Here is a 15622-nt window from a genome sequence, read left to right as displayed (position 1 = left end):
CGCCGAACACCATGACCACCCGCGCGACCTCTTCAGAACACCAGCACGGGCCGGCCCCGCACCCCGCCCTCCTCGATGAGCCGATGCGCTTCGGCGACCTGTTCAAGCGGGTAGGTCCGCGCGACGCGGAGCGTGAGGACACCGGACTCGGCCTGGTCCCGCGTGCGGTTCCGGCAGCTCCAGCACCCGCACGACCTCGCGGCCACCGAACTCGGTGGAACCTACGGCCCTCACCGCGCCGCCTCGCGGTCGGCGGCGACGGCGCTCGGCGGGAGGTGGGGGTCGCCCTGCGCGAAGTGGCGCAACGCCCGCTCCAGGTGGCGGTCGCGGCTGCCGGGGTCCCCGATCAGCACGGCGAGCGCGGCACCGTGCAGGGGGCTGTCGGCGTCGCGGGCCAGCAGGGCGAGGGCGGCCCGGCGCAGCAGCGCACGGTCGGTGTCGGTGCGGGCGTGCGGGGCGGCGCGCAGCCCGTACGTCGCCGCGGCGGCGCGCCGCTCGGGCCGTTCGTCGCGCGCCCATCGGTCGGCGGCGCGGCACAGCACGGCGGCCTCGTCCTCGGCGAGGACGCCGAGCAGTTCGCCGGCCCGGCGGTGCGCGCGGTCGACGAGCACCTCGACGAGGTTGTCGGGGGCGCGGTGGCGGTGGGTGTGCAGCAGTGCCTGCGCGGCCGTGGCCACGGTCGCGTGCGGCGCGGCGGGCAGCGGCCGTTCGTCGTCGAACCAGCGGACGAGGAGCGGTTGTACGGCACGGGGGTCGGCGGCGAGGGCCGCGGCGACCGTGTCGAGGTGGCGCGAGCCGGGTCCGGACGCGGGCTCGGGCTCGGCTTCGGGCTCGGGCGCGGACCCGGACGCGGGCACGGGCCCGGATCGGGGCACGGGCCCGGACCGGGGCACGGGCGGCGGCCCGTCCGCGCGTACGAGCCGGCGCAGCAGGTCCAGCCGGGTGTCCACCGGCAGCGGCAGAGCGGCCCAGAAGCCGGGCCCGAACTCCCCCGGCACCGGCCGCCCTTCGTCGCGCCGGGCCGCGACGGCGTCGGCGAGCGTACGCAGCACCCCGGTGTACGGCGCCGGGTCGGGCACCCTGAGCAGGGTTTCGGCGAGGAGCCGGGCCGGCCACCAGGGGCACGGCTCGGCGTCCAGGGCGTGGGTCAGTTCCTCCAGGCGGGCGGCGAGCCGGTGGCCGTCGGGCCGGCGGTCGAGCAGGAGCAGGGCCTCCACGACGGGGCCGATGCGGTGGTACGGCAGGGGCGGCGCCGTGTCCGGGGGGCGGCGCCGGTACACCAGGGCGCGCAGGGCCTCGTCCAGGTCCAGGTGGGTGCCCTGGAGCCAGTCGGCGAGTTCCTCGTGGGCGAAGCGGTACCCCTGGCCGGCGGGGACGAGGAGGCCCTCGGCGAGGACGGCCGCGGCCCAGCCGGTGCCGCCGCCGAGGCGGGCCGGTGCCCGGCCCCGAGGGAACACGGCCTCGAACGACTCCCGGTCCAGCTCGCCCTGTTCCCGGCCGAGGCTGCGCCGGGCGGCCTCGTGGACCTGCCCGGCGACCTTCACCGCGAGCCGGCACTCCGCGTTGCCCCACAGGGAGTCGCCGTCGGCCAGCCTGGCCGCGACCCGCAGGCACATCAGGTCCAGGTACGCCGCGAGGATCTCGGCGCGGCCCAGCCCGCCGGGCATCCCGCTGGGCATCCCGCCGGGCACCCCGTCGGGGTCGCCGAGCGCGGTCCGGACCTCGGAGCAGAGCCGCAGAGTGAGCGGGTGCCGGGCGTCGGCCTCCGCCACCGCCCCGTCCGGCAGACCGAGCCGCGCCCGGGCCGCCCGCGCCTCCCGCTCCGACAGGTCCCCCAGCCACACACAGGGCGGCAGCGCGCCGGCCCGCAGGGCGGACACCCCGGCGCCGCTCCCCCACCGCCCGCCACCCGAGCCTCCGGTCCCCGCCCCCGCCACCGCGTCCACCATCCTCCGGGCCCCAGCCCCCGCTCCGTGCAGCACCTCCCGCGGAAAGGCCGCCCCCGCCCGCTCCCAGTACTCCGCCCGGCATCCGATCACCAGCCGGGCGCCCGTCTCACGCAGCCAGGCGGTCGTGCCCCCGGTCCACTCGGCGAGCCGGTGGGCCAGTGCCGACGGCATCTCCTCCGGCGCGTCGAGCAGGATCAGCAGTGGCCGGCCGGCGGTACGGGCCACCTGGGCCACCCGTCCCGGCCCGACGTCCCCGAGCCCGGCGCCGCCGACCTCGTAGCCGCCGACCTGGTAGCCGACGACCTCGGAGCCGCCGGGCCCGCACCCCCCGGACTCCGAACCACCGGGTCCCCTGCCCCTCCCCCCGGCCCGTCCGGCGCCCGCCGCCAGGGCGCGGGCGGCCCGGCCCAGGGCGCGGCCCGCCGCGTCCGCCACCGAGACGTCGTCCGCCCCGAGGCCGGCGCCGCGCAGCCACAGCGTGGGCGCCGGCCGCGCGCCGCCGGCGTGCCGGCGGGCGAGGGCGGCCAGTTCGGTCGTACGACCGCTGCCGGGGGCGCCGACCAGCGCGAGGACCCGGGCGGGACCGCCGGTGAAGGCGGCCAGTTCCCTGGCGACCGCCTCCCGTTCGACGACTCGCCCCGCACGCCCCGCACCGCCGGTTCCGGTCCTGCCCGCCGAGGCCCCCGCCGGCCCGTCCTGCCCGACCGAGACGCCGGTCAGTTCGAGCACCCCGGCCAGGTTGAGGTCGGCCCCGTGGGCGGGGACCGTGGCCGCGTTCTCGGCGACCAGGTCGGCGAGCGGGCCCGGGGCGGGGCGCAGCGGCACGGCGAAGCCGATGTCGCCGTGGCCGGAGCTGAGGGCGGTGCCGAGGACGCCGAGCACGGCGCCGGTCGCGGCGTCGAGCACCGGGCCGCCGGCCGCTCCGCCGCCCAGCCGGAGCGCGTCCCGGCCCGCCGTGCCGACCGCCAGTTCCAGGGCGTCGCCCAGACAGTGGAAGCCGTCCGTGGCGGTGTACGTCACGTCGGTGGCGCCCAGCACGCGTGCCTCGCGCCAGCCGCCGGCGGCGATCCGCACGTACCTGCCGGGCTCGGTCTCCTCGCGCGCGGCGAAGGGCAGCGGGGCGAGGCAGAGGCCCGCGGTGCGCACGAGGGCGAGTCCCAGGGCGGGGAGCGGGACGACGGCGTCGGCGGTCACGGCGCAGCGGCGGTCCCCGGCGCCGTGCAGGACCAGCCGGGGCAGTCCGTCGACGGCTTCGTGGCTGGTGACGACCGTGCCGTGGTGGTCGGCGAGGAAACCGGTGCCGCGCAGGCGTCCGGCGAGGTCGTGCACGCGGACCAGCGTGGGACCGGCGGCGGGTCCGCCGGGGTGGACGGGGTCCGGGTCCGGCGGTGTGCCGCCGCCGGGGGCGGGGGTGTCTTGAGACCGGTTGCGCGACGCCATCGTGGACCTCCCCGCCGTGCACCGTGCGCTGTGCTCGACGGTAGGCGGGCGATGATCGGCGGGACACCTCGCGCGGCGAACGCGCCCCCTTCCGCTCCCCCGGTTCACTCCGAGCGCCCGCCCGGACGGGTGACCGGAGCGGGTCTGCTGGACAGACCTAGGTGGGGGAACCGAGGGGGGACCCTGGAGCGGCGGCGAGGACGTCCCGTGGCCGCCGCTCCACGGGTGGTCCCGGGGCCGGACGACACCCGGCCCCGGGAGTCCCGGCCCCAACGCTCCAGGTCCTCCGGGGACTCCGGGGGCTCGGCCCCAGGGCTGTGCTCAAACGAAGACGGCCAGGCTCCTGGCCTTGCCCCGCTGTTCCTCGACCAGTGCGAGGAAGCGTCCCGCGGCGTCGAAGACGCCCACGGCGCCCACGCCCGCGTACTCCTCGGGCATCTCCAGCCGCACCCCGTTGGTGAGCAGCCGGGCACGCCGTTCGTCCACGTCCCAGCGCGGGAAGGCCGTACCGGCCGCCTCGGCGATCGGCATCACCTGCAGCTCCTGCTGGAGCTGGTCCAGCGTCCTCGCCGTGTCCAGTTTGTACGGGCCGACCCGGGTGCGGCGCAGCGCGGTCAGGTGTCCGCCGACCCCGAGGCCGGCGCCGAGGTCGCGGGCGAGGGCGCGGATGTAGGTGCCGGAGGAGCAGACCACCGACACCACCAGGTCGAGCACGGGGGTGCCGTCGTCCGCGACGGCTTCCCGGACGTCGTACACCGCGAAGGAGGAGACGGTGACCGGCCGGGCGGGGATGTCGAACTCCTGGCCCTCGCGCGCCCGCTTGTAGGAGCGCACGCCGTCGATCTTGATGGCGCTGACCCTGGACGGCACCTGCATGATGTCGCCGCTCAGTTCGGCGACGCCCGCCTCGACGGCCTCCCGGGTGACCTTCGAGGCGTCGACCGACCTCGTGACCTCGCCCTCGGCGTCGTCGGTCAGGGTCGTCTGGCCGAGCCTGACGGTGCCCACGTACTCCTTCTCGGTGAGGGCGAGGTGCCCGAGGAGCTTGGTGGCCCGCTCCACCCCGAGGACCAGGACCCCGGTCGCCATGGGGTCCAGGGTGCCGGCGTGCCCGACGCGCCGCGTGCGGGCGATGCCCCGCATCTTGGCGACGACGTCGTGCGAGGTGAAGCCCGACGGCTTGTCGACGATGACGAGGCCGTCGGGCGTGGTGTGCTTGTCGCTCATTTAGCGGTGTCGTCCGTCTCGTCGGCCCCGTCGTCGGTGTCGTCGTCGGTGTCGGCGGTCTCGTCGTCGTCGCCCGGCTTGCGGTACGGGTCGGCCTCGCCGGCGTACCCGGCGCCCGCGGCCGCCTCGCGCACCGCCGCGTCGGACTGGCGCGCCCGGTCGAGGAGGTCCTCGATGTTCTTGGCGGTGTCCGGGAGGGCGTCCATGATGAAGGTCAGGGTCGGCGTGAACTTCACGCCCGCCGCCCGGCCGACCTCGGAGCGCAGAACGCCCTTGGCGCTCTCCAGGCCCGCCGCGGCGGCCTGCCGTTCCTCGTCGTCGCCGTAGACCGTGTAGAAGACGGTCGCCTCCCGCAGATCACCCGTGACCCGGGTGTCCGTGATGGTGACGTGCGTGCCGAGCCGCGGGTCCTTGATCCCACGCTGCAGCTTCTGGGCCACCACTTCCCGGATGAGGTCCGCCAGCCTCTTGGCCCGCGCGTTGTCGGCCACTGGTCCGTCTCCCGTTCTTTCTTGCTCTTCTGCGTACGGTTCTTGGTGTGCGTTTTCGAGGGTGCGTCTGTGAGTGAGTGTCTCGGGGTGTGTGTCTCTGGGTGTGTGTCTCTGGGTGTGTCTCTGGGTGCGGTCTAGTCGTCGTCTTCGCCGTGGAAGCGCCGTCGGACGGACAGCAGCTCCACCTCGGGCCGGCCGGCGACCAGCCGTTCGCACCGGTCCAGTACGTCGGTCAGGTGCGTCGCGTCACCGGAGACCACGGCGAGCCCGATGACGGCCCGCCGGTGGAGGTCCATGTGGTCCACCTCGGCCGCGCTCACCGCGTACTTGCGCTGGAGCTCGGCGACGATCGGGCGGACGACGGAGCGCTTCTCCTTCAGCGAGTGGACGTCGCCGAGAAGCAGGTCGAAGGACAGGGTCCCCACGTACATGTGTGTCCGGGTTGCCCGCCGGTACGGGATCGATGGTCCTGCCCGCTCCGGCGGACAGGGACATCAAGAACGGTACCGCGAACCCGCCGATCGCTCGACGGGGTTTCGCGGCCCGCGGCCGGCGCCCGCAGGGGTGCGGACAGCCGTCGGCCGGCCGACGGGACGAATCCCGTCGGCCGGCCTGGAAGCGCCGGGTGTCACACCCGCGGCTTCTCGCGCATCTCGTACGTCGCGATGACGTCGTCGACCTTGATGTCGTTGAAGTTTCCGAGGTTGATACCGCCCTCGAAGCCTTCCCGGATCTCGGTGACGTCGTCCTTGAAGCGACGCAGACCCTCGATGTTGAGGCTCTCCGCGATGACCTTGCCATCGCGCAGGAGGCGCGCCTTGGTGTTGCGCTTGACCTCGCCGGAACGGATGAGCACACCCGCGATGTTGCCCAGCTTGGACGAGCGGAAGACCTCGCGGATCTCCGCCGTGCCCAGCTCGACCTCTTCGTACTCCGGCTTGAGCATGCCCTTGAGGGCCGCCTCGATCTCTTCGATCGCCTGGTAGATGACCGAGTAGTACCGGACGTCCACCCCTTCGCGCTCGGCCATCTGCGCGGCACGCCCGGCGGCGCGCACGTTGAAGCCGATCACGATGGCGTCGGAGCCCATCGCCAGGTCGATGTCGGACTCCGTGACCGCACCGACACCGCGGTGCAGGACCCGGATGTCGACCTCTTCGCCGACGTCGAGCTGGAGCAGCGAGGACTCCAGGGCCTCGACGGATCCGGAAGCGTCACCCTTGATGATCAGGTTGAGCTGCTGGATCTCGCCGGCCTTGAGCACCTTGTCCAGGTCCTCCAGCGACACGCGGCGCGTGCGCTTGGCGAACGCGGCGTTGCGCTCGCGGGCGGCGCGCTTCTCGGCGATCTGACGGGCCGTACGGTCCTCGTCGACCACCAGGAAGTTGTCGCCCGCACCCGGGACGTTGGTGAGACCCAACACCTGGACCGGAGTCGACGGACCCGCCTCGGCGACGTTGTTGCCGTTGTCGTCGAGCATGGCGCGGACGCGGCCGTAGGCGTCGCCCACCACCATCGTGTCGCCGACCCGCAGGGTGCCTCGCTGGACGAGGACGGTCGAGACCGCACCGCGACCGCGGTCGAGGCGGGACTCGATCGAGATGCCCTGCGCGTCCTGGTGCGGGTTGGCACGCAGGTCGAGCGAGGCGTCGGCCGTGAGGACCACGGCCTCCAGCAGCGAGTCGATGTGCAGACCCTGCTTGGCGGAGATGTCGACGAACATGGTGTCGCCGCCGTACTCCTCGGCCACCAGCCCGTATTCGGTGAGCTGACCGCGGACCTTGGTCGGGTCGGCACCCTCGACGTCGATCTTGTTGACCGCGACGACGATCGGCACGTCGGCCGCCTTCGCGTGGTTGAGCGCCTCGACCGTCTGCGGCATGACGCCGTCGTTGGCCGCGACGACCAGGATCGCGATGTCGGTCGAGCGCGCACCACGGGCACGCATGGCGGTGAACGCCTCGTGACCCGGGGTGTCGATGAAGGTGATCTTGCGCTCTTCTTCGTTGACCTCGGTCGCGACCTGGTAGGCACCGATGTGCTGGGTGATGCCGCCGGCCTCGCCCGCGATGACGTTCGTCTTGCGGATCGCGTCGAGCAGTCGGGTCTTTCCGTGGTCGACGTGACCCATGACGGTGACCACCGGAGGACGGACCACGAGGTCCTCCTCGGAGCCCTCGTCCTCGCCGAACTCGATGTCGAAGGACTCGAGCAGCTCGCGGTCCTCCTCCTCCGGGCTGACGATCTGAACCGTGTAGTTCATCTCGCCGGCGAGGAGGTGCAGGGTCTCGTCGGAGACGGACTGGGTCGCGGTGACCATCTCGCCGAGGTTCATCATGACCGCGACGAGCGACGCCGGGTTGGCGTTGATCTTCTCCGCGAAGTCGGTGAGCGAGGCACCGCGCGACAGGCGAATGGCTTCGCCGTTGCCGCGAGGCAGCATCACGCCGCCGACCGACGGGGCCTGCATGGCCTCGTACTCCTGGCGCCTCTGCCGCTTCGACTTGCGACCGCGACGCGCGGGACCGCCGGGACGACCGAAGGCGCCCTGCGTGCCACCGCGGCCACCGGGACCGCCGGGACGGCCGCCGAAGCCGGGACGGCCACCGCCGCCACCGCCGAAGCCGCCGCCGCCACCGGGACGACCGGCGAAACCGCCGCCGCCACCGGGACGACCGGCACCGCCGCCGCCACCGGGACCGGCCGGACGACCGGCGAAGCCGCCGCCGCCCGGACGACCGCCGCCGCCGGGACGACCGGCACCGGCCGGGCCGCGCCCGCCGCCACCGCCGGGGCCACCGCCGGGACGGGGACCGGCAGCGGGACGCTGCGGCATCATGCCGGGGTTCGGACGCGGACCGCCGCCGGGACGGGGACCTGCGCCGCCGCCCTGCGGACGGGGCATCCCGCCCGGGCTCGGACGGTTGCCGCCCGGCGCCTGGGGACGGGGACCGCCCTGGCCGCCGGCCGCCTGCGGACGCGGACCGCCACCGGCGGCGGGACCGCCGGGACCGGGACGCGCGCCACCCTGCGGACGGGGCGACTGCGGACGGGCCATTCCGGCGTTCGCACCGGAGGTGAAGGGGTTGTTGCCCGGACGCGGACCGGACGGGCGGGCGCCCGGACGGGGCGCCTGGCCACCGGGACGAGCGCCGCCGGAGCGGCCCTGGTCACGCGGGTCACGCTGGTCGCGCTGGTCGCGCTGCTGGCCCTGACCGGGACCGGAGGGCCGGCCGCCGGGCTTCGGGGCACCGGGACGCGCGCCGGGCCGCGGACCGGCCGGAGCCGACGGGGCCGAGGCGGCCGGAGCCGACGCGGCCGGGGCCGCGGGGGCCTCGGGGGCCGCCGGAGGCGCGGTGAACTCAGGGGCGGCCGGAGCCGGACGCGGCGCGGGCCTGGGACCCGGACGCGGGCCGTTGGCCTGCGCGGGCGCGGAGGGAGCCGCCGGGGCCTGCGCCGCCGGAGGCTGGGCCGCGGCGGGCTCTGCCGCCGGAGGCTTGGGTGCGGCCGGCCGCGGGGCGGCCGGACGGGCCGTCTGCGCCGGAGAGGGGCCGGCGGGACGGGGGGCGGCCTTCCGAGGGGCGGGCTTGCCGGCGGACTTGCCGTTGCCACCGCCCTGGAAGGCGTCAGTCAGTTTGCGTACGACAGGCGCTTCGATCGTCGAAGACGCCGAACGGACGAATTCACCGAGTTCCTGGAGCTTGGCCATGACAGCCTTGCTCTCGACACCGAACTCCTTGGCGAGTTCGTAGACCCGGACCTTAGCCACTTCGCTCCTTTGAGGTCCGGGTTGCGTCCGGACCGTCGCTAGTTCATGGGCGTACTCATCGCGTACTCATCGAGTGCTCATCGCAATCTCGACCTGCTTTCGACTCGCGAGGTACCAAGCCGCACGGGGTTCCGTGCGGCACGTCTTACTTGCCCGGTCGCCCGCCATCGGCGACCGATCGGCAACCCTGTGTCTGCTCGACGTGTCGGCGCAACGCCTTTACGTCGAGCGGTCCCGGGACGCGCAGTGCCCTCGGGAACGCCCGGCGGCGAACCGCCTGGTCGAGGCAGACCTCGGTGGGGTGAACGTACGCACCCCGGCCGGGCAGCGTACCGCGAGGATCGGGGGCGCATTCGCCCTCGACCGCCACGATGCGCAGCAGCCCGGTCTTGGCCGCTCGCTCCCGGCACCCCACACAGGTGCGCTCTGGGCATGCACGATCGCGTGTCCGGCCAGACACTCTGTAGTCTACCTCCCCGCGACGACCCCACCCCTTCGGGGCAAGGATCGAACACTTGCCGCCACGAGACTGTCGTGATCTCAGCGACGGGCGGCTTGGATCTGTTCCCCGGGCCCGCTCGGGACCGGGGACCTCCGCATCACCTGGACGGCTGCTCCGACGGCTGCTCGGTGTCCGGGCGGATGTCGATGCGCCAGCCGGTCAGCCGCGCGGCGAGGCGGGCGTTCTGGCCCTCCTTGCCGATGGCCAGCGAGAGCTGGTAGTCGGGCACCGTCACCCGCGCGGAGCGGGCCTGCATGTCCACGACCTCCACCTTGGAGACGCGGGCCGGCGAGAGCGCGTTGGCCACCATCTGGGCCGGGTCGTCCGACCAGTCGACGATGTCGATCTTCTCGCCGTTCAGCTCGCCCATCACGTTGCGGACCCGGCCGCCCATGGGGCCGATGCAGGCGCCCTTGGCGTTCAGGCCCGAGCGGGTGGAGCGGACGGCGATCTTGGTGCGGTGGCCTGCCTCGCGGGCGATGGCGGAGATCTCGACGGACCCGTCGGCGATCTCCGGCACCTCCAGCGCGAAGAGCTTCTTCACCAGATTGGGGTGGGTGCGCGAGAGGGTCACCGACGGACCGCGCACCCCCTTGGCCACCCGCACGACGTAGGACCGCAGGCGGGTGCCGTGCGGATAGCTCTCACCGGGCACCTGCTCCTGCACCGGCAGGATGGCCTCCAGCCTGCCGATGTCCACGAGCACGTTCCTCGGGTCGCGGCCCTGCTGGACCACACCGGTGACGATGTCGCCCTCGCGGCCGGCGTACTCGCCGAGCGTCGCGTCGTCCTCGGCGTCGCGCAGCCGCTGCAGGATGACCTGCTTGGCGGTGGTGGCGGCGATCCGGCCGAAGTCCGACGGGGTGTCGTCGAAGTCGCGGGCCTCCTGCCCGTCCTCCAGGTCGTCCGGGTCCTCCTTCGCCCACACGGTCACATGACCGGTCTCCCGGTCGAGCTTCACGCGCGCGTGGCGGCGGCTTCCCTCGGTGCGGTGGTAGGCGATGAGGAGGGCCGACTCGATCGCCCCGACCAGCAGGTCGAAGGAGATCTCCTTCTCCCGCACCAAGCCCCGCAGGGCACTCATGTCGATGTCCATGGCTACGCCTCCTCCTCTTCCGTTTCCGTCACGTTCTTCTGGTCCTGCACGTCCTGCACGTCCTGCTTGTCCTTGCGGTTGAACTCGACCTGGACCCGCGCCCGGGTCACGTCCGCGAAGGCGAGTCTGCGCGCGGTGGGCTTGCGCCCCTTCACGCCGGGCACCTCGACAGCGACTCCGTCGGCGTCCACGTCCAGGATCCGGGCCGTCACCTCGTCGCCCTCGGCGAGCTGGAAGGCGACCAGCCGTCCGGTGGCGCGCACGTAGTGGCGGTGCTCCGTCAGGAGGCGCTCCGCGCCGGGGGTGCCGACCTCAAGGGTGTATTCCTCGTCGCCCATCGCGTCGCTCTCGTCGAGCTTCGCCGAGAGCGCGCGGCTCACATCGGCGATCCGGTCCAGGTCCGCACCGGTGTCGGAGTCGACGACGACACGCAGCAGCCGTTTGCGTCCGACCGAGTCCACCGCGATCTCCTCGAGATCGAGTCCCTGGGAGCTGACCAGCGGTTCCAGTAGCTCTCGCAGCCTCTCGCTCTGGGTGGTGCTCATCCGGGTGACTCCTCGGCCGCGTGTGCTGTTGTGGGATGGGTCGCGTGTCTGGTCAAAGCGTATCCGGTCGCAGAGGGTGTTGACGTCCACCTGGGTGCCCCGGCGCCGCTGAGCGACGGCGCGCGGCCGCCCGGGTACGGTGATCAAGGACACGCCTTTTCCGGAGCCCGTCGCGACGGCGGCCCCGTCCCGCTTCCCCTTCCTCACTTCCCCTTCCTCACTTCCCTTTCCTCGCTTCCTCTTCCTTACCTCCGCTTTCCGCCGCTTTCCGTACGAGCCTGCCGAGGACGTCTGCCGTGCTGTTCCCCCCATCGCCGCGCCCGCTCGCGGGGCCGCGCAGAAGGAGCCTGCTGGTCACCGCCGCCGGGGCGGCGCTGCTGACCGGCTGCACCGGTGACGGCGACGGCCCCGGGGGCGGCGGCTCCCCGACGGTCGCCGACCGGGCCCGCGCGCGGGCCGCGCGGGACAGCGCGGCGCTGGCCGGGCGGTACGACGCGGTGATCGCCGCGCATCCGGCCCTGGCCGGGCGGCTGGGCCCGCTGCGGGCGGAGGTCGCCCGGCACGCGGTGGCGTTCGGCGGGGCGCGGGCGGCCTCGCCCGCCCCCTCCGGGTCGGCGCGGGCCGCCGGGCCGACCGCCGCCGAGCCGCCCGCCGTACCGGCGACCGAGAAGGACGCGCTGGCCGGGCTCGCCGCCGCCGAGCGGAAGCTCGCCGCCCGGCGGTCCGAGGCGCTGCTGGACGTGCCGGGCGAGCTGGCCCGGCTGCTCGCCTCGGTCGCCGCGGCCGGGGCGGCGCACGTGTTTCTGCTGACGGAGGGTGACGGGTGAGCGGCGAGACGCGGAAGCGGGAGCTGACGGCTCTGCAGGCGGCGCTGGCCGCCGAGCACGCGGCGGTCTACGGCTACGGGGTGGTCGGCGGCCGGGTCGGCGAGGCCCGGCGCACGGAGGCGCGGGCGGCGTACGACGCGCACCGGGCGCGGCGGGACGCGCTGGAGCGCGAGGTGAGCGGTCTGGGCGGTACGCCGGTCGCCTCGGCCGCCGGGTACGCGCTGCCCTTCGCGGTGCCGGACGCGGCCGCGGCGGCGCGATTGGCGGCCGAGCTGGAGGAGCGGGTGGCCGGGGTCTACTCGGACCTGGTCCGGGCGGCCGGGGGCGGCCGGCGGGCCGCGGCGGCCGAGGCGCTGCGGGAGGCGGCGGTGCGTGCGGTGCGCTGGCGCGGCGGGAGCGTAGCCTTCCCTGGGCTCGCCGAGCGGGCCGGCACCGCGTCGGCCCCGGCGGACCCGGCGGCGTAACGCGTACGGCAGGGCCCGTACGGGAAGGGAACGGCTCGCGTATGGCTTTCGAACCGCCGCGGCGTCTGGTCAGGGCGCTCGGTGAGACGGCACCGGAGGGTGACGACTGGCTGGAGCGGCTGCCCGAGGCGCTCCGGCAGGCCGTGGATCTACGCGGGTTGACCGTCGAACGGGTGCAGGTGCCCGGCGGGCGCGGCAGCCTGGTCGTGCTGGTGTCGGCCGCCGACGGGAGGCCCGCGGTGCTGAAGCTGGCGCCGCCCCGGGCCCGTCCGGAGGCGGAGCGGACCGCGCTGGCGCACTGGGGCGGCCGGGGCGCCGTGGAACTGCTGGAGCCGCGGGCCGCCGAGGGCGTACTGCTGCTGGAGCGGCTGCACCCGGACGTGTCGGTGCGGTCGCTGGCGGAGTCGAGGGCGCTGCTGGAGGCGGCGGGGACGCTGCGGCGGCTGTGGGTCCAGCCGCCCGCGGACCATCCCTTCGAGACGGTGGCCGGGCGGACCGGGCGGCAGGCCGCGGGGATGCGGGCGGGCGCCGAGGCGCATCCGGAGGTGGCGCCGCTGGTGGACGCGGCTCTGCTGGCCCGCGAGGAACTGCTCGCCGCGCCGCCGGAGGAGCGGCTGCTGCACGGCACGTTCCGGCAGAGCAAGGTGCTGGCCGGGGACCGGATGCCGTGGCTGGCGGTGGGGCCGGACCCGGTGGTCGGGGAACCGGCGTTCGATCTGGCCCGGCTGGTACGGGACCGGGTGGAGGACCTGATCGCCCAGCCCTCGGGGGCGGCGACGACCCGGCGGCGGATCAAGCGGCTCGCGGAGTCGCTGGAGGTCGACCGGGACCGGCTGCGCGGCTGGACCCTGTTCCGGGCGGTGGAGTCGGGCGTCCGGGCGGCCCGCGTCGGCCGCCCCCGGGACGCGGAACTGCTGCTGGAGTTCGCGGGCTGGCTGTAGGGACCGCCCGCGGGGTCCGTCCGGCGGCTCGTGCCGGACGGACCCCGGTGGCGTCAGGCCGTCAGGCGGGCGAGGGCCTCGTCCACCGTCAGCTCCTCGCGTTCGCCGGTGCGGCGGTCCTTGAGTTCGACGACGCCCTCGGCGGAGCGGCGGCCGGCGACCAGGATCTGGGGGACGCCGATCAGTTCGGCGTCGGTGAACTTCACGCCCGGGGAGACCCCGGCGCGGTCGTCGACCAGGACGCGGACGCCGGCGGCGGCCAGCTTCTCCGAGACGTCGAGGGCCAGTTCGGTCTGGAGGGCCTTGCCGGCGGCGACCACGTGCACGTCGGCCGGGGCGACCTCCTTGTTCCAGACCAGGCCCTTGTCGTCGGCGTGCTGCTCGGCGAGGGCGGCCACCGCGCGGGAGACGCCGATGCCGTAGGAGCCCATGGTGACGCGGACCGGCTTGCCGTTCTGGCCGAGGACGTCGAGCTTGAGGGCGTCGGCGTACTTGCGGCCGAGCTGGAAGATGTGGCCGATCTCGATGGCGCGGTCCAGCGTGAGGCCGGTGCCGCACTTGGGGCAGGGGTCGCCGTCCTGGACCACGACGACGTCGACGTAGGCGTCGACCTGGAAGTCGCGGCCGGCGACGACGTTCTTCGCGTGGGTGCCGTCCTTGTTGGCGCCGGTGATCCAGGCGGTGCCGGGGGCCACGCGCGGGTCGGCGAGGTAGGTGACCTTCGCCAGGCCCTGGGGGCCGACGTAGCCGCGGACGAGGTCGGGGCGGCCGGTGAAGTCCTCGGCGGTGACGAGTTCGACGGCGGCCGGGGCGAAGTGCGCCTCGACCTTGTCCAGGTCGACCTCGCGGTCGCCGGGCACGCCCACGGCGACGATCTCGCCGTCGACCTTGACGAGGAGGTTCTTCAGGGTGGCGGAGGCCGGGACGCCGAGGGAGGCGGCGAGGGTCTCGATGGTGGGGGTGTCCGGGGTGGGGATCTCCTCGGCGGCGGGCACCCCGGCCGCGTCCACCGGCTTCAGCTCGTACGTGATCGCCTCGGTGTTGGCGGCGAAGTCGCAGTTCGGGCAGTCGGCGAAGGTGTCCTCGCCGGCCTCGGCGGGGGCGAGGAACTCCTCGGACTTGGAGCCGCCCATCGCGCCGGCGGTGGCCGCGCAGATGCGGTAGTCGAGGCCGAGGCGCTCGAAGACGCGCTGGTAGGCCGCGCGGTGCAGGGCGTAGGACTCGGCGAGGCCCTCGTCGGCGGTGTCGAAGGAGTAGGAGTCCTTCATCAGGAACTCGCGGCCGCGCAGGATACCGGCCCGGGGGCGGGCCTCGTCGCGGTACTTGTTCTGGATCTGGTAGAGGATGACCGGCAGGTCCTTGTAGGAGGACGCCTGGTCCTTCACCAGCAGGGTGAAGATCTCCTCGTGGGTGGGGCCGAGCAGGTAGTCGCCGCCCTTGCGGTCCTGGAGGCGGAACAGTTCGGGGCCGTACTCGTCCCAGCGGCCGGTCGCCTCGTAGGGCTCGCGGGGCAGCAGGGCGGGGAGCGTCACTTCCTGGGCGCCGATGGCGTCCATCTCCTCGCGGACGATCCGTTCCACGTTGGCGAGGACCTTCTTGCCGAGCGGCAGCCAGCTCCACAGGCCGGCGGCGGTGCGGCGGACGTAGCCGGCGCGGACCAGCAGTTTGTGGCTGAGGACCTCGGCGTCGGCCGGGTCGTCGCGCAGCGTCTTCGCCAACAACTTCGACATGCGCTGGACCGGTGCGTTCGCCATGGTTCTCGTGTCTCCTGCTGCTGGGGGTACTGACGAACGAGGTTAGCCGGGCGGTCCCTGGTCGCGGTAATCGGTTACGGCCGGTGCAGCGGCAGCGGGGCGCCCATCACGGCGTACGGCTTGGGGGCGCTGGGGAAGAGGACCCGGCGGGCGAGGTCCTGGTAGCCGAGGGAGCGGTAGAGGCCGCGGGCGGGGCTGTCGGTGTCGATCGCGGAGAGGATCGAGCGGGGCTCGGTGGCGGCGTCGGTGATCGTGGTGATCAGGGCGCGGCCCACGCCGCGGCTCTGCCGGGCCGGGTGGACGTGCAGTTCGGTGATGACGAAGGAGCCGTCGAGCCAGCCGTCGTTGCCCTGGGCGCGCAGGTAGGGCTCCACGACCGTGGACCACCAGTGGGTACGGTCGTTGGGCATGCCGTAGACGAAGCCGGTGAGCCGCCCGTCGGTGTCGGTGGCGCCGAGGGCCCGGGCGCCCGGCTGGGTCATGTGGCGCAGGACGATCTGGCGGCGGACGGCCACCTCGTCGGGGCCGAGGCCGAATGCGGCGGCCTGCACGGCCAGGGCCTCGTCCACGTGGGCGGAGAGGTCGAGTGGGCCGATCACCAGATCCATGGCGGGGAG

General features: G+C 74.4%; 14 protein-coding genes. 3 read left to right on the top strand and 11 right to left on the bottom strand.

Annotation, left to right across the window (positions count from 1 at the left end; genetic code table 11):
- Nucleotides 1-32 precede the first annotated feature (32 nt).
- The 9 genes from ABEB00_RS21075 to rimP all read right to left on the bottom strand — a co-directional run bounded on the left by ABEB00_RS21075 (nucleotide 33) and on the right by rimP (nucleotide 11019).
- Entirely contained in the window at nucleotides 33-206 is a 174-nt protein-coding gene (locus ABEB00_RS21075) for a zinc-binding dehydrogenase (RefSeq protein WP_425586538.1), read from the bottom strand.
- A 24-nt stretch (nucleotides 207-230) separates the two neighbouring features.
- The gene (locus ABEB00_RS21070; RefSeq protein ID WP_345621487.1) at nucleotides 231-3389 is read right to left on the bottom strand and encodes a trypsin-like peptidase domain-containing protein; all 3159 of its coding nucleotides are present in this window, start codon (nucleotides 3387-3389) and stop codon (nucleotides 231-233) included.
- Nucleotides 3390-3710: 321 nt separating this feature from the next.
- Entirely contained in the window at nucleotides 3711-4616 is a 906-nt protein-coding gene (gene truB / locus ABEB00_RS21065) for a tRNA pseudouridine(55) synthase TruB (RefSeq protein ID WP_345621486.1), read from the bottom strand.
- Nucleotides 4613-5107, bottom strand: coding sequence for a 30S ribosome-binding factor RbfA (gene rbfA, locus ABEB00_RS21060; protein WP_345621485.1), 495 nt, complete (start codon nucleotides 5105-5107; stop codon nucleotides 4613-4615). Before rbfA ends, truB begins: the two co-directional genes overlap by 4 nt.
- Nucleotides 5108-5241: 134 nt before the next feature.
- A complete protein-coding gene (locus ABEB00_RS21055) occupies nucleotides 5242-5538 on the bottom strand; it encodes a DUF503 domain-containing protein (protein ID WP_345621484.1) in 297 nt (98 codons plus the stop codon).
- A gap of 197 nt (nucleotides 5539-5735) precedes the next feature.
- A complete protein-coding gene (gene infB / locus ABEB00_RS21050) occupies nucleotides 5736-8876 on the bottom strand; it encodes a translation initiation factor IF-2 (RefSeq protein ID WP_345621482.1) in 3141 nt (1046 codons plus the stop codon).
- A 145-nt stretch (nucleotides 8877-9021) separates the two neighbouring features.
- Nucleotides 9022-9336, bottom strand: a complete 315-nt coding sequence (locus ABEB00_RS21045; RefSeq protein ID WP_345621481.1) for a YlxR family protein — start codon at nucleotides 9334-9336, stop codon at nucleotides 9022-9024.
- A 139-nt stretch (nucleotides 9337-9475) separates the two neighbouring features.
- A complete protein-coding gene (nusA, locus tag ABEB00_RS21040; RefSeq protein WP_345621480.1) occupies nucleotides 9476-10474 on the bottom strand; it encodes a transcription termination factor NusA in 999 nt (332 codons plus the stop codon).
- A 2-nt stretch (nucleotides 10475-10476) separates the two neighbouring features.
- The gene (gene rimP / locus ABEB00_RS21035; protein ID WP_345621478.1) at nucleotides 10477-11019 is read right to left on the bottom strand and encodes a ribosome maturation factor RimP; all 543 of its coding nucleotides are present in this window, start codon (nucleotides 11017-11019) and stop codon (nucleotides 10477-10479) included.
- Nucleotides 11020-11315: 296 nt separating this feature from the next.
- On the opposite strand from rimP, the gene ABEB00_RS21030 reads away from it, so the two are divergent.
- From ABEB00_RS21030 to ABEB00_RS21020, 3 genes are read left to right on the top strand one after another with little or no spacing between them, the layout of a single operon-like run.
- Nucleotides 11316-11846 (top strand): hypothetical protein, encoded by a 531-nt coding sequence (locus ABEB00_RS21030; protein ID WP_345621477.1) that lies wholly within the window; start codon nucleotides 11316-11318, stop codon nucleotides 11844-11846.
- Complete coding sequence (locus ABEB00_RS21025; protein WP_345621476.1) at nucleotides 11843-12310, top strand: DUF4439 domain-containing protein; 468 nt, start codon at nucleotides 11843-11845, stop codon at nucleotides 12308-12310. Before ABEB00_RS21030 ends, ABEB00_RS21025 begins: the two co-directional genes overlap by 4 nt.
- Nucleotides 12311-12351: 41 nt before the next feature.
- Complete coding sequence (locus ABEB00_RS21020; RefSeq protein WP_345621475.1) at nucleotides 12352-13251, top strand: aminoglycoside phosphotransferase family protein; 900 nt, start codon at nucleotides 12352-12354, stop codon at nucleotides 13249-13251.
- A gap of 53 nt (nucleotides 13252-13304) precedes the next feature.
- Here ABEB00_RS21020 and ABEB00_RS21015 read toward each other — a convergent pair whose 3' ends face one another.
- Together ABEB00_RS21015 and ABEB00_RS21010 are read right to left on the bottom strand one after the other, a co-directional pair.
- Nucleotides 13305-15005, bottom strand: a complete 1701-nt coding sequence (locus ABEB00_RS21015) for a proline--tRNA ligase (RefSeq protein ID WP_345621474.1) — start codon at nucleotides 15003-15005, stop codon at nucleotides 13305-13307.
- Nucleotides 15006-15079: 74 nt separating this feature from the next.
- The gene (locus ABEB00_RS21010; protein WP_345621473.1) at nucleotides 15080-15613 is read right to left on the bottom strand and encodes a GNAT family N-acetyltransferase; all 534 of its coding nucleotides are present in this window, start codon (nucleotides 15611-15613) and stop codon (nucleotides 15080-15082) included.
- Nucleotides 15614-15622 lie beyond the last annotated feature (9 nt).

Origin of the sequence: Streptomyces ziwulingensis (assembly GCF_039542605.1) — a bacterium.
Lineage (GTDB): Bacteria > Actinomycetota > Actinomycetes > Streptomycetales > Streptomycetaceae > Streptomyces > Streptomyces ziwulingensis.
This window is presented reverse-complemented; position numbering and strand designations above follow the sequence as displayed.

Coding starts and splice junctions, on each gene's coding strand:
- ABEB00_RS21070 (WP_345621487.1), bottom strand. CDS start 3,389: ATGGCGTCGCGCAACCGGTCTCAAGACACCCCCGCCCCCGGCGGCGGC.
- truB (WP_345621486.1), bottom strand. CDS start 4,616: ATGAGCGACAAGCACACCACGCCCGACGGCCTCGTCATCGTCGACAAG.
- ABEB00_RS21055 (WP_345621484.1), bottom strand. CDS start 5,538: ATGTACGTGGGGACCCTGTCCTTCGACCTGCTTCTCGGCGACGTCCAC.
- nusA (WP_345621480.1), bottom strand. CDS start 10,474: ATGGACATCGACATGAGTGCCCTGCGGGGCTTGGTGCGGGAGAAGGAG.
- rimP (WP_345621478.1), bottom strand. CDS start 11,019: ATGAGCACCACCCAGAGCGAGAGGCTGCGAGAGCTACTGGAACCGCTG.
- ABEB00_RS21020 (WP_345621475.1), top strand. CDS start 12,352: ATGGCTTTCGAACCGCCGCGGCGTCTGGTCAGGGCGCTCGGTGAGACG.
- ABEB00_RS21015 (WP_345621474.1), bottom strand. CDS start 15,005: ATGGCGAACGCACCGGTCCAGCGCATGTCGAAGTTGTTGGCGAAGACG.
- ABEB00_RS21010 (WP_345621473.1), bottom strand. CDS start 15,613: ATGGATCTGGTGATCGGCCCACTCGACCTCTCCGCCCACGTGGACGAG.